Source organism: Oceanobacillus sp. FSL W7-1281 (genome assembly GCF_037969835.1).
Classification (GTDB): domain Bacteria; phylum Bacillota; class Bacilli; order Bacillales; family Amphibacillaceae; genus Oceanobacillus; species Oceanobacillus oncorhynchi.
On sequence record NZ_CP150214.1, the window covers coordinates 1,531,552 to 1,556,919 of the forward strand.

Annotated in this window: 26 protein-coding genes; 14 read left to right on the forward strand and 12 right to left on the reverse strand. The window is 39.2% G+C overall.

Features of this window, described 5'->3' with window-relative positions:
• The 4 genes from MKX55_RS07730 to cyoE all read left to right on the forward strand — a co-directional run bounded on the left by MKX55_RS07730 (position 1) and on the right by cyoE (position 4,118).
• Complete coding sequence (locus tag MKX55_RS07730) at positions 1–768, forward strand: ABC transporter permease (RefSeq protein ID WP_339237367.1); 768 nt, start codon at positions 1–3, stop codon at positions 766–768.
• Between the two features lie 5 nt (positions 769–773).
• Positions 774–1,454 carry a response regulator transcription factor gene (locus tag MKX55_RS07735; RefSeq protein WP_339237370.1) on the forward strand — a complete coding sequence of 227 codons (681 nt, stop codon included), beginning with the start codon at positions 774–776 and terminating at the stop codon, positions 1,452–1,454.
• 4 nt (positions 1,455–1,458) lie between these two features.
• Positions 1,459–2,904 (forward strand): HAMP domain-containing sensor histidine kinase, encoded by a 1,446-nt coding sequence (locus MKX55_RS07740; protein WP_339237373.1) that lies wholly within the window; start codon positions 1,459–1,461, stop codon positions 2,902–2,904.
• Positions 2,905–3,200: 296 nt separating this feature from the next.
• The gene (cyoE, locus tag MKX55_RS07745) at positions 3,201–4,118 is read left to right on the forward strand and encodes a heme o synthase (RefSeq protein ID WP_339237375.1); all 918 of its coding nucleotides are present in this window, start codon (positions 3,201–3,203) and stop codon (positions 4,116–4,118) included.
• Between the two features lie 125 nt (positions 4,119–4,243).
• Here cyoE and MKX55_RS07750 read toward each other — a convergent pair whose 3' ends face one another.
• From MKX55_RS07750 to MKX55_RS07765, 4 genes are all read right to left on the reverse strand, one after another.
• The gene (locus MKX55_RS07750; RefSeq protein ID WP_339237378.1) at positions 4,244–5,542 is read right to left on the reverse strand and encodes an arsenic transporter; all 1,299 of its coding nucleotides are present in this window, start codon (positions 5,540–5,542) and stop codon (positions 4,244–4,246) included.
• A 139-nt stretch (positions 5,543–5,681) separates the two neighbouring features.
• Positions 5,682–6,911: a hypothetical protein gene (locus tag MKX55_RS07755; protein WP_339237380.1), complete on the reverse strand. Its 1,230-nt coding sequence runs from the start codon at positions 6,909–6,911 to the stop codon at positions 5,682–5,684.
• Between the two features lie 133 nt (positions 6,912–7,044).
• On the reverse strand, positions 7,045–7,464 hold the full coding sequence (locus MKX55_RS07760; RefSeq protein ID WP_339183800.1) for a universal stress protein: 420 nt from the start codon (positions 7,462–7,464) through the stop codon (positions 7,045–7,047).
• A gap of 15 nt (positions 7,465–7,479) precedes the next feature.
• Positions 7,480–8,916 (reverse strand): SulP family inorganic anion transporter, encoded by a 1,437-nt coding sequence (locus MKX55_RS07765; RefSeq protein WP_339238459.1) that lies wholly within the window; start codon positions 8,914–8,916, stop codon positions 7,480–7,482.
• Between the two features lie 86 nt (positions 8,917–9,002).
• Here MKX55_RS07765 and MKX55_RS07770 point away from each other — a divergent pair, with 86 nt between their 5' ends.
• Positions 9,003–9,554 carry a recombinase family protein gene (locus tag MKX55_RS07770; RefSeq protein WP_339237382.1) on the forward strand — a complete coding sequence of 184 codons (552 nt, stop codon included), beginning with the start codon at positions 9,003–9,005 and terminating at the stop codon, positions 9,552–9,554.
• Positions 9,555–9,757: 203 nt separating this feature from the next.
• Here MKX55_RS07770 and tnpA read toward each other — a convergent pair whose 3' ends face one another.
• The 5 genes from tnpA to MKX55_RS07795 form a co-directional block, all read right to left on the reverse strand.
• The gene (gene tnpA / locus MKX55_RS07775; protein WP_256708565.1) at positions 9,758–10,189 is read right to left on the reverse strand and encodes an IS200/IS605 family transposase; all 432 of its coding nucleotides are present in this window, start codon (positions 10,187–10,189) and stop codon (positions 9,758–9,760) included.
• Positions 10,190–10,351: 162 nt separating this feature from the next.
• Complete coding sequence (locus MKX55_RS07780; protein ID WP_339183802.1) at positions 10,352–10,912, reverse strand: biotin transporter BioY; 561 nt, start codon at positions 10,910–10,912, stop codon at positions 10,352–10,354.
• Positions 10,913–11,404: 492 nt separating this feature from the next.
• Entirely contained in the window at positions 11,405–11,878 is a 474-nt protein-coding gene (locus MKX55_RS07785; protein ID WP_339237386.1) for a GyrI-like domain-containing protein, read from the reverse strand.
• A gap of 159 nt (positions 11,879–12,037) precedes the next feature.
• Positions 12,038–12,721, reverse strand: a complete 684-nt coding sequence (locus MKX55_RS07790; protein ID WP_339237388.1) for a zf-HC2 domain-containing protein — start codon at positions 12,719–12,721, stop codon at positions 12,038–12,040.
• Complete coding sequence (locus MKX55_RS07795; protein WP_339237390.1) at positions 12,711–13,208, reverse strand: sigma-70 family RNA polymerase sigma factor; 498 nt, start codon at positions 13,206–13,208, stop codon at positions 12,711–12,713. The genes MKX55_RS07790 and MKX55_RS07795 overlap by 11 nt, the downstream gene beginning before the upstream one ends.
• A gap of 357 nt (positions 13,209–13,565) precedes the next feature.
• On the opposite strand from MKX55_RS07795, the gene MKX55_RS07800 reads away from it, so the two are divergent.
• The 4 genes from MKX55_RS07800 to MKX55_RS07815 all read left to right on the forward strand — a co-directional run bounded on the left by MKX55_RS07800 (position 13,566) and on the right by MKX55_RS07815 (position 18,661).
• Positions 13,566–14,267 carry a response regulator transcription factor gene (locus MKX55_RS07800; RefSeq protein ID WP_339237392.1) on the forward strand — a complete coding sequence of 234 codons (702 nt, stop codon included), beginning with the start codon at positions 13,566–13,568 and terminating at the stop codon, positions 14,265–14,267.
• Complete coding sequence (locus MKX55_RS07805; RefSeq protein WP_339237394.1) at positions 14,254–15,261, forward strand: HAMP domain-containing sensor histidine kinase; 1,008 nt, start codon at positions 14,254–14,256, stop codon at positions 15,259–15,261. Before MKX55_RS07800 ends, MKX55_RS07805 begins: the two co-directional genes overlap by 14 nt.
• Positions 15,262–15,386: 125 nt before the next feature.
• On the forward strand, positions 15,387–16,070 hold the full coding sequence (locus tag MKX55_RS07810) for an ABC transporter ATP-binding protein (RefSeq protein ID WP_339183807.1): 684 nt from the start codon (positions 15,387–15,389) through the stop codon (positions 16,068–16,070).
• Positions 16,067–18,661, forward strand: coding sequence for an ABC transporter permease (locus MKX55_RS07815; RefSeq protein WP_339237396.1), 2,595 nt, complete (start codon positions 16,067–16,069; stop codon positions 18,659–18,661). The genes MKX55_RS07810 and MKX55_RS07815 overlap by 4 nt, the downstream gene beginning before the upstream one ends.
• A 174-nt stretch (positions 18,662–18,835) precedes the next feature.
• Here the strand turns inward: MKX55_RS07815 and fosM are convergent, their stop codons facing one another.
• Both fosM and MKX55_RS07825 read right to left on the reverse strand, forming a co-directional pair.
• Positions 18,836–19,258: a FosM family fosfomycin resistance protein gene (fosM, locus tag MKX55_RS07820; protein ID WP_339183809.1), complete on the reverse strand. Its 423-nt coding sequence runs from the start codon at positions 19,256–19,258 to the stop codon at positions 18,836–18,838.
• Between the two features lie 35 nt (positions 19,259–19,293).
• Entirely contained in the window at positions 19,294–19,515 is a 222-nt protein-coding gene (locus tag MKX55_RS07825; protein ID WP_339237398.1) for a hypothetical protein, read from the reverse strand.
• Between the two features lie 400 nt (positions 19,516–19,915).
• On the opposite strand from MKX55_RS07825, the gene MKX55_RS07830 reads away from it, so the two are divergent.
• Genes MKX55_RS07830 through MKX55_RS07840 form a run of 3 tightly spaced genes read left to right on the forward strand, consistent with a single transcriptional unit; the run spans position 19,916 to position 23,615 of the window.
• Complete coding sequence (locus MKX55_RS07830; protein WP_339237401.1) at positions 19,916–21,385, forward strand: ABC transporter permease; 1,470 nt, start codon at positions 19,916–19,918, stop codon at positions 21,383–21,385.
• Positions 21,386–21,400: 15 nt separating this feature from the next.
• Entirely contained in the window at positions 21,401–22,072 is a 672-nt protein-coding gene (locus MKX55_RS07835; protein ID WP_193063887.1) for an ABC transporter ATP-binding protein, read from the forward strand.
• On the forward strand, positions 22,065–23,615 hold the full coding sequence (locus tag MKX55_RS07840) for a PASTA domain-containing protein (RefSeq protein ID WP_339237403.1): 1,551 nt from the start codon (positions 22,065–22,067) through the stop codon (positions 23,613–23,615). The genes MKX55_RS07835 and MKX55_RS07840 overlap by 8 nt, the downstream gene beginning before the upstream one ends.
• A gap of 111 nt (positions 23,616–23,726) precedes the next feature.
• Here MKX55_RS07840 and MKX55_RS07845 read toward each other — a convergent pair whose 3' ends face one another.
• On the reverse strand, positions 23,727–24,089 hold the full coding sequence (locus tag MKX55_RS07845) for a YxeA family protein (protein WP_339237405.1): 363 nt from the start codon (positions 24,087–24,089) through the stop codon (positions 23,727–23,729).
• A 181-nt stretch (positions 24,090–24,270) separates the two neighbouring features.
• Here MKX55_RS07845 and MKX55_RS07850 point away from each other — a divergent pair, with 181 nt between their 5' ends.
• Both MKX55_RS07850 and MKX55_RS07855 read left to right on the forward strand, forming a co-directional pair.
• Entirely contained in the window at positions 24,271–24,969 is a 699-nt protein-coding gene (locus tag MKX55_RS07850; RefSeq protein WP_339237407.1) for a response regulator transcription factor, read from the forward strand.
• Positions 24,970–24,989: 20 nt separating this feature from the next.
• Entirely contained in the window at positions 24,990–25,280 is a 291-nt protein-coding gene (locus tag MKX55_RS07855) for a hypothetical protein (RefSeq protein ID WP_339237409.1), read from the forward strand.
• The last annotated feature ends 88 nt before the right edge of the window (positions 25,281–25,368 follow it).

A 25,368-nucleotide genomic window follows, 5' to 3' on the forward strand; every position in this document is an offset into this window, starting at 1 on the left:
TTGAAAAATATATTACGAAGTGAGACAGAACGAATTTTTAAAAGGAAAAAGACGTGGATTGGCATTGGTATTTATTTGCTGCTGATTGGGCTGCAATGCTTATTTCTTTCAGGAGTTGGCGGGATTGCTTTTTACAGTCCCGAAGAAGAAGTGGCACTAAACTCTTTAAATACAGCGCCATTTTTATTAAGAGAGTTAGGTTTATTTATCCTATTTATTTTGATTCCCATGCTTGTTGTGGATAGTTTTAATGGAGAATATACATCTGGAGCGTACCGGATGGTGCTCTTAAGACCTGTTCAAAGAGGGAAGCTATTCCTGGCGAAAATAATGGCTTTATCCGGTATTGTTTTTCTGCTGTTACTGATTACGATGACGGCAGGAATCATCTATGGAAACATGGCATTTCCGCATGTAACAGAGACTTCTTTTTTAGATACGGAGATGCTTCAGCCACTGGCAGCATATGGCTATATCATTTTGTATTATTTGATTGCCTTTGTTATTTTATTTTCAGCAATGATGGTCGGGAGTGTGATCAGTATTATTTTGCCGAATATGATTTTAGCTTATATTGGAACCATCGGTTTTCTGGTGGGCAGCATCTATGTTTCTGATTATATGGTATTCTTCTTATCGATAGCGGATACGATATTTATACTGCTGGCAGGACAGAAACTCATGATGTTTTCTATCATATTGTTTCTCATTTTGGGAAGCTATATACTAAATATAGGAATTTGGAAAAAGCGAGACTGGATAGGGTGATAAAAGTGAAAAGTAAAATTATGCTGGTAGATGATGAGAAAGATATCGTGACCTTTATGAGAGATTCTTTGGAGGATGAAGGGTATCAGGTTCTGGTTGCTTATCATGGGGAAGAAGCCTTGCGCCAGCTCTCGGAACAGCCGGATTTAATTGTTCTGGATATTATGATGCCAGGCATGGACGGCTATCAGCTTTGTGAAGAAATAAGGCAGCATGTCTCTTGTCCGATTCTTTTTGTCAGTGCCAAGAATACAGAGCATGACCGGATTAAAGGACTGATCGTAGGCGGAGATGATTATATTGAAAAGCCGTTCAGCTTAAAAGAATTAAAAACAAGAATTTATGCGCATTTACGCCGGGAGCAAAGAAATGCTTATAAGGCTTATCATCGAGTGCATGCGAAAAACCTTGTGATTGATACCTCTGCATATGAAGTCTTTTATCAGGATGAAAAGATTCCCTTCACGCATCGGGAATTTGAAATCATCACGTTTTTTGTAATGCACCCTAATCAGGTTTTTACCAAGGAACAGATTTATGAGCAGGTTTGGGGGATAGATTCTTTCGGCGATTCTACTACCATTACAGAGCATATTAAGAAAATACGTGCAAAAATTCAAAAATATGATCCGATTACCCCTTATATAACAACGGTATGGGGTGTTGGGTACAAATGGGAAGGCTAGTCTGATGCAGCCTTTAAGGAAACAATTAAGCCGTCATTTCTATCGTATTATGCTACTTAGTATTTTGGCAACAATACTTACTTGGGTAATTGGATTTCTCCTATTTAATATGATCTATCAGAATAAAGCGTTGAATCCTGCTAATTATTATGAAAGCCAGATACCGGAGCTTGTTGAATTTGTGAATGCACAAGAGGGTGTAATGAATCCGGATTTTCAAACGGTGTTAGAAGAGCGGATACCTTTAGAAGGAATCGACTATCAAATCGTTAATGCTGACGGTGTGATGCAATATGGCAGTATGGAAGATCAGTATATTACATCGAGGGAGGATGTATTAACGGAACTGAACAATAACATTTACGATGGAGACAAAATAATCATTTATTATCCGATTATAGAGAATGGGCAGCATTTTCAAGGGGTGATTGGTTTTCGATATGAGTTATCCTTCCTTATGGTAAATGCCGAATCGCAGCCGACACTGCTTAGCCTATTTATTTTTTTCTTACTTGTTCCGTTTGTTTATATTTACTTATTTACGTATATGATTGGCAAACGATGGGCGAAACGGATGGAAGAACCGTTTAATGAGATTATTATCGGTGCCAGAAAAATAGAAAACCAGGATTTGGATTTTACGATGCATAATAACAGTAATATCAAAGAACTGCATCAGCTGGTGGCGGCTTTTGATAAGATGAAGATAGCATTAAAAGAAGCGCTTGAAAAACAATGGGGATTGGAAGAGGAAAGAAGAGAGATGGTTGCAGCCGTTGCGCATGACTTGAAAACGCCGTTGACGATTATCCAAGGACATGCAGAAGGAATTTTAGAAAGCAATCAGGAGCTTACCAAACGGTCTACACAGTATATTGAAACGATTGTATTTAATTGTCAGCGATCGATTCGTTTAATTAAAGAGTTAAATGAAGTTTCAAGCTACGAGAATACAGAATTTTATTTAGAAGCAGAACTGACAGATGTGGAGGCGCTTATTCAAGCTAAAATCAAGGAGTATAGACAGTTATGTGATACACAGCGTATCCAGCTGGAAGCATCTGTGTATTATCCAGAGGAGAATCGCAGTTTATTTTATTTAGACCCATTTCGAATAAATCAAATGCTGGATAATATATTAACGAACAGTTTACGATATACGCCGGATCAGGGTGTTATTACCTGGGATACGTATATAACAGAAGCGGAATTAAAGCTGGTGATTGCGGATAGCGGCCCAGGGTTTTTAAAGGAAAATAAAGCACAGCTGTTTAAGAAGTTCTTCCGGGAGGATAAAGCACGGAATAGTGCGGATGGTCATTCCGGTTTGGGGTTATTTATCGCAAAAGCTATTGTAGAGAAGCATCACGGTGAAATCAGTGCGGATAATCATCCTGATGGCGGAGCTGTTTTTACAGTGAATATTCCTAATATGAAAAATAAAGTTTAAGAATTGAATCCATGTAACCTAAAAACGGTGCGTGGATTTTTTTTCGTGACTGGAATTAATAAAGCCTGACATAACAGGATTTCAAAATAAAAATGAGAACATTAGAAAAACGCGTTCGTCTAATGTTCACAAATTTGTTTAATAAAACCTGCTATACAAACAAATTCACTGGAATTAAAATGGTGTATGGTATATATTTTTCATAGTGCTTAAAAATTTATTACTTCTTGCTTTATCCTTATTTAAAGCAAAGGTATTCATTTCAGATAGATAGATAAAAGGGGATTAGATTCGAAATGGCAGAAACAATCAATGGACAAAATCAAAAAACGCCATTATTAAAGATACTTTCGCAAACCGTGAAGACAGGTATTATACGCTCCAACCTGGTTCCGATGTTTGCAGGATTAACCTTATCTTTATACACGTACCAGATTAGTATTACAGATAAGCTCTTGGAAATCTTATTTGCGTTTTTAGGTTCTATTTTCGTGATAGGAGCAGCTGGAGCTTTCAATAATTTATACGATCGGGAAATCGACGCAATTATGAAAAGAACGCAAGGTCGTCCGACAGTTACAGGAGAAATCAAGCCTGGAACAGTACTGTGGCTGGGCATTATTATGGCTATAGCTGGAATTATCCTGCTTTGTTTGACAACACCGCTGGCAGGGCTATTAGGCTTTCTGGGTCTGTTTTTTTATGTTTTCCCATATACGATGTGGAGTAAGCGGAGAACCGTATATAATACAGAAATCGGCAGTATCTCTGGAGCGATGCCTCCTTTGATCGGCTGGGCTGCGATGTATCCGGACATTACACACCCGGCGATTTTAGGTCTTTTTGTCATTGCAGTTATTTGGCAAATGCCGCATTTCTATTCGATCGCGATTCGAAGACATGAGGAGTATCAAGCAGCTGGAATCCCGATGCTTCCGGTTGTAAAAGGAGTCCGGCGCACCTATATCCAGACGAATATTTATTTAATCGTGATGTTTGGTATCAGCTTTTTATTGAGCTCATTAAGTGTCGGGCTGATGCTTGTATCGCTTATAATGAGTCTCGGCTGGCTTATGTTGAGTGTTTTTGGCTATCAGCGAATGGACTCAGAAAAATGGGCAAAATCAATGTTTATTTATTCCTTGATTCATATGACGGTTGTTTTTTCAACGGTGATTATCTATTCATTGATGGGCATTATTTTTAAATTGTAGTGTAAATGAAAATATGAAATTGATTCATCAAAAATAAGCTGCTCCTTTGAGAAACAATAGTTGAATCTAATAAGAAATCCAAACACTTTTTTGAAGGTGTTTGGATTTCTTATTAGCGGATTTTTTTAAAAAATAACCAGAGTCAGATACAGCCCAAGCAGCGTAATAAAGAGAATAGGGAAAGTTAAAATAATACCAATCTTAAAGTACTCTCCCCATAATATTTTTATCCCTTTTTGTGACAGCACATGCAGCCAGACCAAGGTGGCCAGCGAGCCTATCGGCGTAATTTTCGGCCCTAAATCAGATCCGATGACATTTGCATAAATAAGTGCCTCTCTTAGAATTCCCGTTGTATTTGTTTCCGCTATAGCAAGCGCATCAATCATCACGGTAGGCAAATTATTCATTACAGATGACAGAACTGCTGCGAGAAAGCCCATGGCAAACGTGGCAGCGAATAATCCTTGATCAGCCGCAGCCTGAATCAGAGCAGCAAGGGCGGAGGTAAGACCGGCATTTCCCAGTCCATACACAACAACATACATGCCGATAGAAAAGATGACGATATTCCAGGGAGCATTTATAATTACTTTTTTTGCATGGACAGCCGGGCTGCGTTTTGCCAAGAGTATAAAGATCATTGCAATCAAGCCGGCAATGATAGAAACAGGAATACGTATCCATTCACTTGTAAAGTAGCCGATAATCAATAGGCCGAGAACATACCAGGATAAACGAAACAGCTTTTTATCCTTGATCGCTTCTGCCGGCTTTTTTAATTTGGATAAATCATACCTTTTCGGAATCGTTCTGCGAAAATAAATCAGCAGCACGAACATGGTCGCAATAAAAGAGAAAAGGTTAGGAATAATCATCCGTGCTGCATATTCTGCAAAACCAATCCCGAAAAAGTCTGCAGATACGATATTCACCAGATTGCTAATGATAAAGGGGAGGGAGGTTGTATCAGCAATAAATCCTCCGGCAATAATAAACGGAAAAATCATATGTGCTTTAAAATGCAGGTGCTGAACCATAGCCAGTACGATTGGTGTCAGGATAAGAGCTGCTCCATCGTTGGCAAATAACGCTGCTACGACTGCGCCTAATATACCGACGTAAATAAACATTTTCAGGCCGTTCCCTTTAGCTGCTTTCGCCATATGCAGTGCAGACCATTCAAATAAGCCGATTTCATCTAAAACTAAGGAGATTAAAATAATAGCTACAAAGGCTAAGGTAGCATTCCAGGTAATGCCAATCACTTCCAGAACATCCTTCCATTCGACAACTCCGGATAAAATGGCAAGAATCGCTCCGCCTGTTGCAGACCAGCCAATATTTAAACCCTTAGGCTGCCAAATGACGAAAACAAGTGTGATGAAAAAAATAATAAGTGCAAGTATAAGCGTTGGTGTCATGGTGATCTCCTTTATTTCAACTAAATGGAATGTAATTTATACAAACTATGAAAATGTGTAAAACAGACTTTCATTTTATCAAAAAAAGGATAGATTTACACTTAAACGAGGAGAAAAGTGAAACCTATCCTTATATGTTTTATAAAATTTCTTCCAGCAGCCAGGATAAATTGAGGTCTTGATCCATCGGCCCCATCGAATCATTGCTGGTGTTATTAGCCTCATCAAATACATAGTTGTTAAAGTTGATGGTTACGTGTTCAACATCATTATAGTCAGCAAAGACCACCTCAAACGTTCTCTCCTCACCGGAGGGTACTAAAATATCATACTCCAAATTGGGGAAATCAAATCCATTCGCTGTATCAGTTAAGGGGGAGGTCTCTTGGTTCTGACCATCATCCATTGTCCAGCTCAAACCAAATAAAAATGTTGAAAAACCAGCCATATCATAATCACGGTCATTTTTAATGACAAAGTTTGCTTTTATAAAAGAATTGCAGCTTCGATCTTCATCCTCCGCAGCACAAAATTCATCAATCGATACGCCGTCATATTCATCTAATCGTTCTGCTTCTTCCAGCGTAACACTTAAACCGTTAACTTCATATGTCTGACCGAGAACATCGTGCCGGTCCAGCCGGTCTGTAAAAGGGTAGAGCAGCTTATTATCGACAATCGGTGTATTTTCCATATCGCGTATCTCATCCATCGTTATCTGATCAAAATCAACGGATTCCCATTCATTTTCATATTGTTCTCTTGTTATTCTCTCCGCTATGATGGTGCTGCTGATACTTCCATACTGCTCGATAGCGGCGTGTCCTTTGATTGGATAGGACCATATCACTGTATGAATATCATATTCCTGATTATTATAGGCAAATAAAAAATCGAGTATCTGCTTCGTATCCTTTAAACGTTCTATATAAGTTGTTTCTGAATCTGCTTCGATATCTCCCAGCATGTTTACGGACAGCCCGTTGGTTTCTCCTCCGTCGTCATCATATTGGGCAATCTCAGATACTAAATGACGCGGCTCTTGATAAAATCGCATTAACTTATCATTAGCTTCCCGTTTATCCAGGATATAAAAATCATCTGAAACGAGTGTGGAGTCTATGTTGGCCGTTTCTCCAAACTCCTCCAGCAAGAATTCTGCTGCGTCCCTCGGCAGCCCATCATCCAATTCATCCAGCTCTTTCTCCAGTTGTTCGGTTACTTCACTATTGTCTTCTGTGGTTTCTTCTGTTTCTTCATCCGGAGCTTCTTCAACCGTTTCATCCGACGGCGGTTCATCTGAATCACTGCAGCCAGCAAGGATAACAAATAAAATCAGTATCAGGCCGTAAAATAATCTTTTTTTCATCCAGTTCCATCCTTTGTTTGAAAATTAATTCTTTTGCTAATTATATATCAAAACATAATTATATCCTACGATTCATCATTTGTTAACCCTTGGTCTTGGCGGCCTGGTTGAAAACATAAGCTGCTGTATTAGATTACTTTACTATCAGCGCCGGGCAGTTCACCCGTTTCATCACTTTATGGCTGACACTCCCTAAAACCATCTCCTGAAGCGTATTTAAACCACGGCTGCCGATGATAACCATATCTACTTTTTGCTGATTGGCGTACTGAACAATTTCGGGACCGGGCTTGCCGCGCAGAATCGTTGTTTGATAGGCTGCATTTGCCTGGTTTAGAACTTGAATGACTTTTGAATTCTTTTTACGGCGTTCTAAATCAACGGCTTCACTGGAATTTGCATGGAGAACATCTGACTTTGACTTTTCAATATCGATGACATACACAACGTCAATAACGGATTCTTTATCAAATGAAGCAACTTTAACCGCTTCTTTTGCAGCACGCACCGCATTTTCCGAACCGTCTGAAGCAAGTAAAATATGTTTATACATAAAATATCTCTCCTTTTAATGTGAGGATAAAACCCCATTCAATTTATCCATTATTTTTTTACTTGAACTATCCAGTTCGACAAGCTCCACCTGAATTCCTTTGGACTTTAACAATTCGGATACTTTTAGGATGGCGCCGACACCAGAATCGTCCCAGACACGGCTGTCAGAGAAATCAATCTGGATTTTTTCACTCTGAATATCCGCTTTTTTAAAGTAATCAACAAATCCATCGATGGAAGCGAAAAAGAGCTGCCCATGAATACTGTAGCGATTGCCGTCTTTGGAAATTTTCACATTTGAAATTTTTATCACAAAGAAAATAGCACTTAACAACACTCCGGCAAGGACTCCCTTGGATAAATCATGTGTATAGACGACGATAATAACAGTAGTTAACATTACGATGGCATCTGTGCGCGGAGCCTTTATTAAATAATTAAAGGAGCTCCAATCAAAAGTTCCGATACTTACCATAATCATAATGCCGACTAAAACAGGCATGGGGATTTGAACAACCAGATCCCCCAGTACAATAATGAGAAACATTAGAAAAATACCTGCAATGAATGTAGATAAACGTCCGCGCCCGCCAGATTTTACATTAATCACCGACTGGCCGATCATCGCACAGCCTGCCATTCCGCCAAAGAATCCAGTAATAAAATTGGCCATTCCCTGCCCGCGTGCTTCTCCGTTTTTATTGCTTTCCGTTCCAGTCATATCATCGACAATCTGTGAGGTAAGCAGAGTTTCCAGCAACCCGACAATCGCCATGGATAACGCATATGGAAATATAATTTGCAGCGTTTCAAATGTCCACGGCACATTCGGAATAAAAAAAGACGGCAGTGTCTGAGTGATTGTTCCAAGATCCCCTACTGTATTAAGGTTGACGCCGCTGAATATGGCAATGGACGTTAATGCGACAATAGCAATCAATGGAGCTGGAATTACTTTGATAAACCGTGGTAAAGTATATAATAGGATTAATGTAATCCCCACAAATAGATAAGTCATGGTTGAAATGCCAATAAAATGCTCCAGCTGGGCCATAAAAATCAAAATAGCCAATGCATTGACAAAGCCAATCATGACTGCATTTGGAACAAATTTCATGACTTTAGCAACCTTGCAAATACCAAAGATAAGCTGAATAATACCTGTTAAAATGGTTGCTGCCAAAAGATAGTCGAGACCATAATCTCTGACCAGCGGAACCATGAGTAATGCCATTGCTCCGGTAGCTGCGGAAATCATTCCCGGCCGGCCGCCGGCAAAAGAAATGACTACAGCAATAATAAATGAGGTATATAATCCGACCATTGGATCGACACCCGCTATAATAGAAAAAGCAATTGCTTCCGGAATCAGAGCGAGCGCAACGACAATACCGGATAAGATATCAGCCCGGATATTACCGAACCATTGTTGTTTTAAAGTTTGCATGATAAACTCCTTTTCTAAAATTCTTTTCACATTGTAGCACTAACTTTCCCAAAAAGGAACCCTTCAGGGAATGAATAGGAGCGGATAATATGATATATGGCTATACAAGACCGTTATATAACGATAAACATTCTCAAAACCAACTAGTATCTTTAAAAGGAAAATGTGACCGGATTTTTCAAGAAGTGCATGGAACGCCGAAAAAACGAATCCAGCTGGAGAATCTATTGATGGAGATGCAGCCAGGAGATTGTATCCTTGTAGAAAAAATGATTGCTTTAGCGGATACCTTCCACCATTTGATGGAAGTATTAAAAGTATGTGAAAGAGATAATGTAAAACTCCATTTTTTAAACGAGGATATTCAAAGTGATACGCTGCTAAACATTCATTTACAGGGCATGATGGCACATATTCTGCAATTCCAATCAGACAGTATTAAACAATCTACAACGCAAGGGATGTATGAGGCGAAGCAGCAGGGGAAAACCATTGGGCGTCCTAAGAAATCGGATGAAAATATTAAAAAGGCGATTGCGATGTATCAGGATGGCTTTAAATTATTTGATATTAAAAATGAAACAGGGATAAGTAAGTCAACGCTTTATCGTTATTTGGAATCGTTTGAGGGGGAGAATTGATTTGGGAAGATATTGGAATGATTTATTGACTTTCAAAAATTGAAGGATAGTTACTTCTATTCCAATATCTCCCTTATTCGCTTAAACGACCACCTGCTAAAGCAGGTGGATTTGGACATGAATGTCGGCGACTAAAGTCGCTCTTCAGGCTAAAGTCCTGCTCAAAGTCATTAAGCTGAAGCATATTCAAAATAAGACTGAACTCATTCTTCAATCTTGAATATATCGTCTTTGTTTTCATTGAATTGATTGGCTATATAATTTCTTATTATCTCTTCCGTTACTGTTCCAACTGTGGCGCAAAAGTACCCTCTTGCCCACAAATGCTGTCCCCAATATCTTTTCTTTAGTTCTGGAAATTCGTCCTGTAATAACCTTGATGATCTTCCTTTCAGATATTGCATGATTTTACTTGGCGCAACACTTGGTGGACAAGATAATAATAAATGGATATGGTCTTTGCCAACACTACCTTGCAGGATGGTTATTCCTCTTGCTTCACATCCTTGCCTAATCAATTCTCTTGCTCTAACTGCTATATGACCTTGCAATACCTTATATCTATACTTTGTTACCCATATAACATGGTACTTTATATCATATACTGCATGACCGCTTTTTCGATATCCGTCCATACTATCACCTCATCCATTAGTATGGACAAAAAAGATAAGGCTAAAAGCGGATACCGTCTAAAGACGGTGGAGTTAGACCACGCATTTGGAAATTAAATTCAATGCTGTTATCTACCTAAAAGATGGTATTTCTAATCGTTAATTGTCCAAGCATTTATCACCTTAATATGTAACACGCTTTTTCTTATCAATCAGAGGATACACCTGATTGATTTTTATAATAACGGCACTGGCAATTAGTGCTTTCACGACATCTCCGGGTAAAAAGACCAAGGCAGAAATAGCAGTCGGTCCCCACGGAAGATTAGATAAAATAGATAAATAGGTAACACCGATAACATTCACAATGATAACCCCGCCAAAGGTTGTAATTAATACGAGCTTCCAATAGGTCAGGTGACGGATGCTTTTTTCCGTTAAATACCCGATAATCCATGCTGCAATCGGATAAGCTAGAATATATCCTCCTGTTGGCCCAATAAGCACTCCTAAACCGCCGCGCCCGCCAGTTAATAACGGTGCCCCGACAGCAACGAGAAACACAAAAAGCAAGATACTGAGTCCGCCTCGTTTCGCACCTAATATTCCGCCTGCAAACATAATACCAATTGTCTGTACGACGATAGGGACGGGAATAAAAGGGACTGGAATCGGAGGGAAAATAGCAAAAATCCCCATAATTGCTGCGAACAATGATATAAACATCATATCTCTTAATTTCAATTTTATTCCCACACTTTCTAGTTTTGATATTAATAGAATAAGGGAATATACACTTAATTGTCAACCTATATTTTATTTAGGTGACAATTAAGTGTGGGAGAATAATAAATCCCCAGGAGAGCCTCTAAGCATGGACAAAGGTAATACGAAACCTCCTGTATATAAAGATAGAGGTAAAACTCCTGAGGAATGAAAATTATTATTTATCACGGAGAATCGCCTGTAAAACTCCCGCCTCAAAATAAAGAGCGAAAATAAATTTATTTAGGCGGGAGATAACGGGCGCTAACTCCCTGAATCACTCAGGCTAATTCAGTGGGAGAATTAAGGAAGCAGACTAAGTTCGCGACGTCCTGTCGCAACGTCTGCACTAGCACATCCTGGGACTGCGATTACTCGCCCCATCGGAAACATTTGTGCGTCGAAAAACTCCCACTGAATGAAGTTTCGTTTTATAGCGAAATAAATTATTTGTTATTTCAACAAGCTGTTTTAAATTCTGTTTTGAATAGGCAAGCAAATTTCACAAACATGTTTTTCCAGCATGGACTGCACATACCGCTCGAGAATTGGCCTTGTTTCATCTAACTGATGGCCGGCTTCAGCTAATTCAGAGAAAATAACCTGCCATGCTCTGGACAATGCATCGGCAGTATGTTCCACCGTGAAAACACCATAATTGCCCCCTTGTAATATACCCTGTTGAACACATTCATCATTTATTACCTGCTGTTCAGAAAGCACAAGGGCTGTGTCATATCGACATGCTTCAGAAGGAACATGTGCTGGATTGTCCCAAATAATACCTAATACAACTGCATTATCTGTCAATAAATTACCCTTTGAAACATTGTTATAGGTCATCCAATGCTTAAATCTAGCCATTAGCTGATTATTTTCCTCTCCGTATGCACCAGTTCTCCGCATATAGACAATTGGCAGATCTGAAATTTGTTCTAATTTCATAATAAACATTCTCCTAAAAATATAAGTACGCCGGCGCCTAAGAACATCATAAGTCCCTTTAAAATGAAAGACAACCAGAGTTTTAAAATAATTTTAAAAATGATATTTTGAAATTTATCATTTTTAGGTGAAAGGTTATCTGATGACGATTCTCTCCAATTAATTATTATTTTCTGCGTTGTATAAATCCTTTAATTGTATTTCTTCCGTACGGTCTTTATATTGAATGTGTATTATATCTTCATCTGTCAGTTTCTTTTCTGTTCCATCAGGTAGCAATAACGTATTTTCATCTAAAAATGTATACGTAATCTCACTTCCATTTTGGTGATCAGTTGCCACTTCTGAAAAATAATTTATTTTCGTATCTGCAAGGATATTCCAATTTTCATAGATAATAATTGTATCAACATACTCTTTATCTCCTGGCTGCAGCATGGCTAAAAGGTAGCGGTTATCATTTTTTGATTGAAAAGTCAGCGTAGTTGTTTGATTCGGCTGCTGAATCGTTGTTTCCACATTGTTTTCATCTGCTATCCACATATGCACGAAAAGGAAATAATAGCTAATGGATAGAAGAAGAAAAAGCGCAAGCAGCGATCCTGTGATTGCGAAAATCTTTTTCCTGTTTTTTGACCGAATCTTTTTCAAATAATCAATATTTCTTTTCTCATCTTTTTGCTCACGTGTACGTACTACTATCAAATCCTCTTGCATTTCTTTAAAGTATTCCCTGCATTCCGCACATTGTTCCATATGTTCTTCCATCTGTTTATTCGTTTCATCGCTCGTCAGGTTTTCAATATAGCTTGGTACTAAATCTTTGAAGACGCTATGGTTCATTCCTTTTGCCACCCTTTCGTAATTGTTGTTTAGCTCGATAAAATGTTACCCGGGCCCAGTTTTCTGATCCTCCAAAAATCAACCCTATTTCTTTAAAAGATAAATCCCCCAGCAGCCTGAGATAAATAATTTCACGCTTTTTCTCATCAAGCTGATGGGCTTGCTTGAAAAAATTAATTTTATCTTCCTTCTTAAAATATTCTTCCTCCAAATGATAAGATAGCGTATCCTCCTTCTGGAGTGATTCTTCTAATTGTTTCCTTTTCTTTTCCCTATGCAGTTCTTGTAACCAGACATTTTTTGCTATAGAACACAGCCAGGTAGAAAATTTAGCTTTTCCATTGTTATGAAAGTTATCAATGGATTTGATAGCTTGATAGAAGGTCTCCTGTGTCAATTCTTCAGCAGTCTGACTGTTATTAGTCAATGTTAATAAGTATTTAAAAATAAAGTCTCCATATTCCTGATAAACATCCTCTGTGTTCACTTTTTACCTCCTCTCAATGGTAATCTGATTAATGATTGTTAAATGTTTAATTATCTATATATCCAAGAATTTACTGATTCGTTACAATATTTTTTTTCAACTCTATTATTTTCTGCTATTTACCTTCTTCTGTAAACAATGAGCAGCAGGACTAAATAGATGAAGCACAGCTGTATCGGGAGAATAATAGGTCTCTAAATGATAAATAAACGAATCAAAAACAGTCTCATCGTTCATAAAACATATTAAAAGAAAAGTGGAAAATATATATTAATCCTATAAATTCTTGAAATTCATTTGTATAATGACCATAGATATCAGTTAACAGCAATGAAACAGATAAATGGAGGGACAGCTATGAAATTACTCATTGTAGAAGACGATAAAACCATTGCTTCCGGCTTGGAGTATTCCTTAAGCCAAGAAGGCTATGAAGTGATTGTCTGTCATCATGCGCAAGGAGCAGAGGAAATGATAGACACAGAGATAAACAGCATTTCTCTATGCCTATTTGATTTATCCTTGCCTGATGGCAGCGGCTATGATTTATGCCGGCGTGTCAAAGAAAGTGCAGATGTTCCGGTTATATTTCTAACTGTTGCCGATGATGAAGTAAACGTGGTAATGGGACTGGATATGGGGGCAGATGATTATATTACCAAGCCGTTTCGTATACGTGAATTAAGTGCACGGATTAAAACGGTGCTCAGGCGTTATCAAAAAAATAACACGCAGGAGAAGGATTCTGTCCTCCTTAATTCGCTGGAGGTATTTCCGTTAGAAGGAAAAGTATATAAAGCAAGCATAGAACTGGCATTAACTGCACTGGAATATCGGCTGTTGATGATTTTTATCAACCACCGCGGGCAGATATTGTCTCGGGAGCAGCTGCTGGAACAGATATGGGATGTGGCTGGCGAGTTTGTCAATGATAATACGCTCACGGTGTATATTAAACGGCTTCGAAAGAAAATTGAAGATAATCCGCAGCAGCCGGCAATCATAGAAACAGTCAGAGGGCTGGGATACAGAATGGCGGCTGAAGATGCTGCGAAATAAAGAAATCCGTTTTTTTCTCACTTCTACTGTATTGATTTTAGGAATTGGCATGCTATTAGGATATATGCATTCTCCTGTCACAGCTGTCTATATTGCGATTGTCGGCGGGAGCCTGGCGATTTGCTATATGGTATGGATGGCCTGGCGCTATCAGCGGATTATTCAGTTATCCGGTTATTTACGAAAAATTATGGCAGGAGATACCTCGCTCGATGTCCGGGATAATAGAGAAGGGGACCTCAGTATATTAAAAAATGAAATCTATAAAATGACCCGGATGCTATCTGAACAGCAGGAAGGGTTGCAGAAGGATAAAGAAAAACTCACAGATGCAATTTCCGATATTTCTCATCAAATCAAAACGCCGCTGACTTCGATGACCGTAATGGCAGACTTATTAAACGATCCGAATATGGAGACGGAAAAGCGGCAGGAATTTACATATCATATTCGCAGGCAATTAGAACGGATGGAATGGCTTGTATCCTCGTTATTAAAGCTTTCCAAGATTGATGCGGGAACTACTTTATTCAGTAAGGAAAAGGTTGAGGTGATGCAGCTTATACAAGAAGTTGTTGCACCAATGGAGATCCCTGTGGAGCTGAAGGAGATAGAGCTGGAGATAGAAGAAAAACCGGGAGTCACTTTTATAGGGGATAAAAACTGGACGAAAGAGGCTTGTATTAATATTTTAAAGAATGCAATAGAACACACGCCGCATGGCGGAAAAATCTCCATCTCTTATGAGGAAAATGCCATTTTTACAGAAATACGAATCAAAGATAATGGCAAAGGTATCGAGAAAGCAGAACTTCCACATATTTTTAAACGTTTTTATAAAGGAAGTCAGGCGGCTGATGGCAGTGTTGGTATTGGATTGGCAATGGCTTATTCGATTGTTGCTAATCAGCAGGGAGATATTGAAGTAATAAGTGAATCTGGAAAAGGAACCACCTTTTTAATTAAATTCTATCAGGGAGAAGCAGCTCGCTAAATGAAGTTTCACTTTATCAGCAGATTATGTCATCATAAGTGACAATATTGTCACTGTTATTGTCACCATCCCGTCACCTTAGACAGGTAAAGTAGGGAGCAAAGAAAAATAAGGAGGAAATTGTAGTGGAATTAATGCGGGTTGAAAATTTGTCTAAAGTGTACGGAAAAGGTGACACGGCGGTAAAAGCATTGGATAATGTATCATTTTCCGTGGAGCAGGGGGAGTTTGTAGCAATTATTGGACCTTCTGGTTCCGGGAAATCGACACTGCTTCATTTGCTGGGAGGTGTGGACCGGCCGACGGATGGCAAGGTATTTATAGAGAATACAGATATCTATGAATTAAATGAAACACAGTTAGCTGTTTTTCGCAGGAGACAGATTGGCTTAATTTATCAGTTTTACAATCTCCTGCCGATTTTAACCGTGGAGGAAAATATTACGTTGCCGATGCTGTTAGATTCTCATCAGGTGGAAAAAAAGCACTTTAAGGAATTGATAGAAATACTTGGACTTAAAGACCGATTAGATTATTTACCGAATCAGCTATCTGGAGGCCAGCAGCAGCGTGTATCCATTGGCAGAGCTCTAATCAGTAATCCGTCTATTATTCTTGCGGATGAGCCGACAGGGAATCTAGACAGTAAGAATAGTAAAGAAATCATTGATTTATTAAAACTATTTAATAAAACATATCACCAGACATTGGTCGTCATTACCCATGATGAACGAATTGCCCTTCAGGCTGATCGGATTATTTCCATTGAGGACGGTGTGATCGCCAAGGACGAGGTGATTCGCCAATGAATATAGTCAATAAAGTTACGCTAAGGCATTTAAAAGAAAATAAACGAAGAACGCTTATTACTATTATTGGTGTCATTATTTCTGTTGCGATGATTACAGGAGTAGCTTCCCTGGGAATTTCTTTTATAGATATGCAGCAGCGGGATGCGATTGCTAACGAGGGGAATTGGCATTACAGCATGGATCAGCTTGATTCAGAGCAGCTGGAAAAAATTCAAACCGATGCCAATACAGATTCTGTCGGTGTGATGAAGGAATATGGATATGCACCGTTGAATGACCAATTATTGAAAAGATACCTGTATGTCCGGGGCATGGATGAAACGGCTCTGGAGCAGATGCAAGTGAATCTGACGAAAGGCCGGCTCCCGGCAAATGAAAAGGAGGTAGTGATCTCTGAGGAATTAAAAAGACAGGATTTTGATTACCAAATTGGAGATACGATTGAGTTAGACATAGGAGAAAGACGTTATACAGGAACGGAAGGTATGGAAAATCGTGCGTTAGACCAAAATGATTCGCTTTTGGTTATTGAAGGACAATTAGATGAAGAATTACGTGAGCAAACCGAATACAGCTTTACCATTGTTGGTGAAATCGAAGAACCGATATGGGACGAGCCGTGGTCTCCAGGATATACCGTGTTAGCTTATACGGATGCACAAGCGTCATCTGTGGTGGACCGTGCTTTTGTAAAAGTGAATGATTTAGGGATAACCCTTTTTGATGATGTAGATTTGCTGGCACAAGAATTGGATGTAGCGGATGATGCGTATAATTTTAACACGACTTTATTGAATACGTACCTTGTTTCCTTGAATAGCGGGACGGTTTCTACTTTATCTGGATTATTAACGGTTATTATGCTGATTATCGTAATTGGTTCAATGGCTTTAATTTATAATGCATTTGCTATCTCGGTATCAGAAAGATCACGGTATTTAGGAATGCTTGCCAGCGTTGGAGCGACGAAACGGCAAAAAAGAAATTCCGTTTTATTTGAAGGGCTCTTAATCGGATTGATCAGTATTCCTATTGGAATTGGAGCTGGTTTTGCCGGCATTGGCATCACGCTGTATTATGTGAATCAGATTTTACAAAATGTAGGGCTTGAGACAGATTTCCGGCTGGTTGTTACTTTTCCATTAATTGGGATAGCTGTCGGTGTTTCTTTGATGACTATTTTGATTTCTGCATGGATACCTGCAGTCAGAGCATCTAAAGTAACTGCGATTGATGCTATCCGCCAGGCAAAGGATGTCAAATTAACGAAAAAGAAAGTGAAAACAAACCGTATCGTCCGTAAACTCTTTGGCTATGAAGCGGAAATTGCTTTGAAGAATTTAAAGAGACATAAGAAACGTTATCAGGTGACTGTTTTTTCACTAATGATCAGCGTTATATTATTTTTAGCTGTAGGGTTCTATACCAGCTCGTTGACCAAATCATATGAAGTGATGTCGGAGGAACTGGAATATGATATTTCCATCAGCGGCACGGGAGAGGTAGATGATTCCAATCCTTTGTGGGAAATCTATCAAGACATACAGGATTTAGATAGTGTGGAGGAAAGTTTCATTTACAAAACAGCCCAGCTTCAGGCGTATTTTCCAGAGCAAATGGCTGGAGAGAACTATGAAAATAGGGATGAAACTCCTGAAACAGCAGAAGGTCTCCCATATAACCTGGAATTAGTGGGCTTATCTGATGCGGATTGGGAACAATATCTAGCCGATAATGATATAACAGATGTAACGAAAAGTGATTTTCGTGGTGTTTTAGTAAACCATGTCACCTATAATGATGGCACGCAATACATCGAAACAGATATGTTAAAAGTGGATACGGGTGATATGCTGCCGCTTCAAGTGCGCAGCTACAATGAAGAAACAGGCGATTGGAACTTCGGACAGGGAGAAGACATCGAGCTGCTTGGTCTGACGAATCAATATCCTGTTGGAAATTCCTATGCCGATTCGAACACCATTTATCTTATTGTACCGGAGCAAGTGCTTGAGAATACAATGGAATCATTTCCAAATGAAAGAACAAGTTTATCTGAGATATATGTCACCTCTGATGATCCGGACCAGGCGCAAGAGGATATAGAAGCGCTGGGGATTGCGGATGAGGTATCTATTTACAATCAGTATGAAGTCAGACAGGATAATGAACAATTCGCACGGGTGCTGTCTATTTTTGTTTACGGGTTTATCGTCCTGATTACATTGATTTCCGTTGCTAATATCTTTAATACCATTTCAACAAGTATTGCTCTGCGGAGAAGAGAGTTTGCAACGATGAAATCGATTGGCATGACGCCAAAAGCTTTTCGTAAAATGATTTATTTTGAGAGCCTGTTTTATGGAATAAAATCCTTGCTGTATGGGCTGCCCATCAGTTTTGTGGTGATGTATATTATTTACTGGCAGACGCAATACGCCTTTGATTACAGCTTCAACATTCCGTGGATGTATATTGGAATAGCTATATTAGCTGTATTTCTGATTGTTGGATCAGCCATGCTTTACTCGATGTCGAAATTGAAGAAGGATAGTATCGTGGAGACGTTAAGACAGGAAAATATTTAGAGCAACATAACAAGCTATCTCGGGTGGGAATATCTGAGATAGCTTGTTTTTTGTTATTTAGAATGCTGGGCTTTAAAGTTATCATAACGTGGCTGTTCGCGCTAATAGTGAAAAAGATCCATAGACGAACATGTTTCGAATCGGAGAAGCCGCGAATCAAACAAAGCTATCCGTTTAAATATAAAACTCCATATGAGGCTTTTCCTGTTTATAATAATCCAGCCTGTCCTGCAGCGTGCCTGTATGAAATTCGAATTTATGGCCATCAGGGTCTGTAAAATAGATCGATTTCTTATCTTTTTCATCCCTGGGACGGCCCGTTAAAATATTTACGCCTAACTCCTCTAATTTGTTATATATGCTGTCAAAATCAGCTTCTTCAATGGAAAAAGCAATATGTGTATAGGATTGACTTATTTCATTCCGGGGTATGTCCTTCTCCAAATTAAGAGCCAGCCACATGCCATTTAAATCAAAATAAGCTGTACTTTTTCCCTTAACCAGTAATTCAGCATCAAACACATTCTGGTAAAAACGTATGGATTTTTCCAAATCAGAAACAGAAAATAAAAAATGATTTACTCCCTTTACAAACAATTTTATCACCTCAACATGATTAGTGTATTTCAGTACTAAGCACAACAATAAATAGCTGCATCAAAAGCATCTTCCGGAATATAGATGATTTCATTTCTTATTTCGTAAGGTATATCATGGTTTTCTAACAATTCCGTAGCATTGCTATTCGTCTTTTCTCCCCACTCGGTGTATTCGCCGGTATATTCTTTTTGACAAGCGGATAAGGCTGCCAAAAGAAAAAAAGCACAAAGTATAAGTACTAGACCCCTCTTCAAAATCTTTCTCTCCTTTAAATGATTTAATCAATTTCGTTTATATTCATTTCATTCTTTAACTCTACCAAAAAGTTTTCTTACGTTAAAGAGCCTACTCTATTAATGCAAAAGCACATGTTAATTTCTGATGTGCGCATATTTACGAAAAATTATTTCCGCTCCATCCTAAGGAAAAGAAAATTTTGTATATTTTTAAAATAGTAGTTGTTTTTCTGCTGTATTAAGAATATAATACATTTAAATATGTGTCTTAATGTATTAATACAGTGCAACAAAAATACATCATTAGAACGAGGTGAGAGGCTATATCCAAGTAGTGGCTTGGATAGTTATTTTATATTAATTGTAATATTTATACTTAAAAAGAATTTATTGTTAGAAGTTGTTGAGGGGGTTAGTTATGAATTTTATGAAACGGGCTTTTTTAGGGATTACTAGAAAAAAAGGAAAGTCTTTGATTTTACTTGCAGTTATTTTTATTTTAGGAAATTTGATTTCTGGCGCTATTGCGATTCAGCAGGCGACCGGTAATGTAGAGTCCACCATTAAAGAGAGACTGGGGACTGCAGCAACGGTTGATATGGATTATAAAGCATGGGAGTCCATGTCTGAGGATGAGCTGGAAACATTGGAGATGGAAGAGCTGGGCGTTGATCTGATTAAACAGATCGGCGAGCTTCCTTATGTGAAATACTATGATTACAGCATGACCACCTGGATGGGGTCAGAGAGTATAGAACCTTATCAAGAAGAACTGGAAGAGGATGTTATGTATGGGGAGGAAGATAATATCCCTTTTAGCTTGAAAGGGATCAATTACGCTCCAGTTATTGATTTTGAAGAAGGAAAAGGGGAGTTAACAGACGGACGGGTGTTTACAGAGGAAGAGATTGAGAATGGCACGTCCGTGGCAATTATATCTCAAAAACTAGCAGAGCAAAATAATTTAGAGGTAGGGGATACCTTTACGTTATTAAATGCCGTTTATGAATACTCGGAAGAAACGGGTGAAGAGACCGTATTGGATTCCAGAGATATTGTTTTAGAAGTGATTGGATTATTCGATCCGCAATCTGGAAAGGAAGAGACAGAGAGTAAAGAGGAAGATAGCGATATGTTCCTGATGGAGGATATCGACTATCAGAATACCGTATATGTTCCTAATGCCATTATATCTGCCGAAGAACAGTATTACTGGGAGGTATATGCAGAAGATGACCCGGAAATTGCTGAAATGCTGGAAGAAGAAACGATGGAATACTATACACCGATCTTTTACTTAAATAATCCAGAGGATATAGAGCCGTTTGAGGAAGAGGTGACCCCGTTATTGCCGGAGCTTTATACGGTAATTAGCGCAAGTGACCAATATGATGATATTTCAGGACCGATGGAATCCATGTCCACGCTGTCAAAATATGTTTTATTAGTGGCTGTGATTGCGACCGTACTCATTACGGGATTAGTCGTTTTACTATTTTTGCGAGACCGCAAACGCGAATTAGGGATTTACTTATCCTTAGGTGAGAAGCGGGGTAAGGTTGTGGGACAGATTTTAATTGAAGTGATCGTCGTTGCCTTTGTTGGTATTACATTATCCTTATTTACTGGAAATCTCTTAGCAGGGCAAGTATCAGATACGATGATGAAAGCAGATGATACGCAAGAAGAAAGCTATGAAGAAGTTATTTATTATGAAGGGATAGAAACCAATTTGACGGCAGAAGATGTGATGGATTCGTATGAGGTCAGTCTTAATTCCAGCTATGTGCTTGGTTTTTATGGAATCGGTCTGTTAACGATTTTGATTTCAACGATTATCCCGCTGATTTATATTGTCCGGTTGAATCCAAAGAAAATACTGATGTGATGGTGAGGTGAGAAGATGATATTAGAAGCAAAGGATTTAAATTATTATTATCAGGACGGCGAACAGCGCCGTTATATTTTAAAAGATACATCTATCTCTTTTGAGAAGGGGAAGTTTTATACGATTTTAGGGCAGTCCGGCTCAGGAAAGACAACCTTGTTATCCTTGCTCAGTGCGTTGGATTCACCGCATAGCGGAGAAGTGTTATTTAACGAGGAGAATATTAAGAAAATTGGATATGAAAAATACCGCCGTAATAATGTGGGGATTATTTTTCAAAGCTATAATTTAATTCCGACTTTTACGGCTATTGAAAACGTACTGGTCCCGATGTCGATTACGGAAAATGAAATTCCGGATGATACCAAAACCGTAGCGTATAATTTGCTGGATTATATCGGGATTGTCAAAAATAAAGCAGACCGTCTGGTTAATCAGCTGTCCGGGGGAGAGCAGCAGCGTGTTGCCATTGCCCGTGCGCTGGCAACGAACGTGGAATTGATTCTTGCCGATGAACCTACTGGAAATCTTGATGAAGAGATGGAGCAGGAAATCATTGATATCTTTAAAAAATTGGCACATGAGCATGGAAAATGTGTCATTGTGGTAACTCACTCCAATGAAATTGCCGAACAGTCTGATCAGGCTTTCCAATTAAGGAAGGGTGTTCTGTCTTCCTATGAGTGATTTTTTATCCAAGTTTAATAAAGATAAATATGATGATCTGGTAAATGAAAAAGAAGACAAGGAAATAAAGAGCAGTGACAATAAGAAAGAACAGAAACAGGAAGAAAAAGTACCGCAGCAGAAGCACGAGGAACAGGCTTCTGCTGTGGAAAAAGAAGAACCCGTACATAAGCATGCGTCTCCCCCTGCTTCTTCCTCACTTTCCTCCAGAAGCAGCCGCTATCAGGAGGCAGAAGAAGAAGTGGAAATTGACTTAGATTACCGGAGGAAGAAAAAACGCCGGATGTGGCTGCTTATTTCAGGAGCTGTTGTAGCTTGTATTTTGATTTTCTTCATTTATTATCTGCTTGTTCATGTGAAGGTAGAAAATTTTGTGGGTCAGCCTGTGGCAGATGTGCGGGCATGGGCTGAGGAGAACGATGTGGAAATCGAATTAGAACAGGAACACAGCATGGAGCATGACGCGAACCATGTTATTTCCCAAAGTGTTTCAGAGGGGGACAAGATTAAAAAAGGAAAAACGCTGCAATTAACTAGCAGTTTAGGTGCTGATCCAGAAGAAGTTATTCCGCTGGTTGATTTTTCAGAGATGTCCCAAGAAGAAGCACAAATCTGGATTGAAGAAAATAAAGCAGAAAACCTGCAGCTGGTCACAGAATATAGTGATGATATCGAAGCAGGGGGCTTTCTTCAGTTTTCCATCAAGGATAGCAGTATTGATGAATCGGAATACAAACGGAAGGATAGTGCTGCTGTCTATTATTCAAGAGGAGAAGAAGTTTTCGAAAAGAATATTACCATCCCTGACTTTACAGGAGTCGCCAAAGAAGAAGTGGAAAAATGGGCAGAGACCAATGAGATTGAGATGAGCTATGAAGAGTCTGATTCGGACAGCGTCGAAGAAGGGACTATTATCAGTCAAAGTGAACCAGCGGATGAGAAAATCGCGAAAAGAGACGAGATGGAAGTGGTTGTATCTGCCGGTAAAGCAGTGGTCGTTCCGAATTTTGGAGGAGTAACTGCGGAAGAAGCAGCGATGAATTATCCAGATTTAAATGTCACCGTAAAGCATGCTTTTCATGCAGATGTTGCTTATGGAACGCTGATTTCACAATCTGTTGAAGCAGATACAAAGCTGACAAATAAAGATGATAAGGATGTGACTGTGACGTATTCGCAAGGCAGACCATATTTACATGATTTCCGCGGACAAACAGAGGGTGATTTGCCAAGACTGTTTTATGAGGAGTATCAATCAAAGGGCGCAGATATTAACTATATTGTGAAGTATGTTGATTCATCCGAAGTAAAGGGAACCGTCGTGGATATGGGTGTATTTAATGAATTTGTACCCATGACGTATACGGTGGAGGTCCGAATTAGCAATAATGATTCTGCACCGCCAAATCCGCCGGCATTCGATGGAGGGCCGGAAGATGTTTATCCGGAGCCCGGCCCAGGTGAAGCTGACGGACAGGAAGAGCTTGAACCAGAGCTTGGTGCAGATGAGTCGCCGGATGCATTGGAAGAAGCGGAAGAGTAATAAACACAAATAAATATGATATCGAAACAGGAGTAATTTCCAATTGTCATGGAACTACTCCTGTTTTTTAAAAGTAAAATATTCCGATATAGCATTGGACACTTCCAGTTCTTAATTTAACTGCAGCAGCGCTTCTTCTGAAACATCCTCTTCTCTTACCTCTGTCCAGCCTTTTCCATAGCTGCCCGATGCATCAATGCGCAGAAAAGCACCTGGCCGGAGCTCTCTATCGATTACTTTGGTGATTTGCTGCTCCTCGCCATCCGCGTTATACCCTGAAAAAACATACTTGTAATTGCCGGTCCATAATTTCTCATAGTTATCATCTGCAGTTTCCACATAATAAGTTTCTACTGGTTGCTGTAATAACCAATCTGTTAACGGAATGATGCCGGCTGTCGTTTTTTGAATGGCAACAGCGGCGAGGGTGAAGAGGATGAGTATTCCAAACAATACTTTTACTGCTTTTTTCATATCATGACACTCCTTTTTACGTTCTTTATTCTAATCTTTATTGTAAAGAAGGAGGCAGGCTGAAAAAATCGCTTTCTCTTACAGTTAGCTTACAGAATTGTAAGGTGAAAATGCTTTCTCCATTTTTGTGGTTCCATCCAATCTGTGCCATAATTAGTTAAAAACGGGGAAGGGGATACGGATGCAAATCATTATGATTGTAGAAGATGATCCGAAGATTGCAAAGCATCTGCAGGATTATATTGAAAAATATGGCTATCGGGTGTCTTTTATTACGGATTTTGAACGGGTTATGGAAGTGTTTCAAGAGGAAAATCCTGACTTAGTGCTTCTGGATATTAATTTACCAAGCTATGATGGTTTTTATTGGTGCAGGCAAATTCGCCAGCTGTCTACCTGCCCGGTGATTTTTATTTCTGCCCGCATAGGAGAGATGGACCAGGTAATGGCGCTGGAAAACGGAGGCGATGATTTTATCACAAAACCGTTCAGTGCGGAAATCGTGATGGCAAAAATACGCAGTCAGCTGCGCCGGGCATATGGAGCGTATGCACAGGATGCGAAGGAGCGTTTCCTGGAGGTGGAAGGGTTAAAGCTTTCCCCGGAACGGCTGGAATTAACCTTCGCCGGAGAGGATACGTTTTTATCAAAAAAAGAAGCGGATATTATGGAAACCTTAATGAATCGTTATCCGCGTGTTGCCGGCAGAGAAGATTTGCTGGAGAAGCTGTGGGACGACCAGACCTATGTGGATGAAAACACATTGAACGTCAATATCACAAGAGTGCGGAAAAAGCTGCAGTCTGTCGGGATTGCAGATGGAGTGGAGACGGTTAGAGGAGTCGGCTACCGCTTAAAAAGCCTGTTGAAAGAAGAATAATCAAGAAAGGAAGGATTTTGATGCAATTTAAAAATGTGGCAGAAGAAGATTTGCTTCCATGCAGTAAACTATTTTTAACTGTGTTTAACGCAGAGCCATGGAAGGATGAATGGACATTAGAAAGGGCAAGACAATATCTATCAGATTTTTACCCGACTCCTGGATTTTTAGGCGTGTTAGCAGTAGAGAATGAGGAGATTATTGGTTTTATTTTCGGAGCACGACGAGCTTGGTGGAATGGCGATGAGTTTTTTATCAAAAAAAGGAGAGAAAACTCCCTCTTCAAGCGCGTAGAGATAAGGGGGAGATGAATCTCCTATGCACAAAAGATTGCTTTGGAGTGTCTCGACTGTCCAGCATTGAATCGAACAAATGTTCCAAAAACATCCTTCTTCTGAT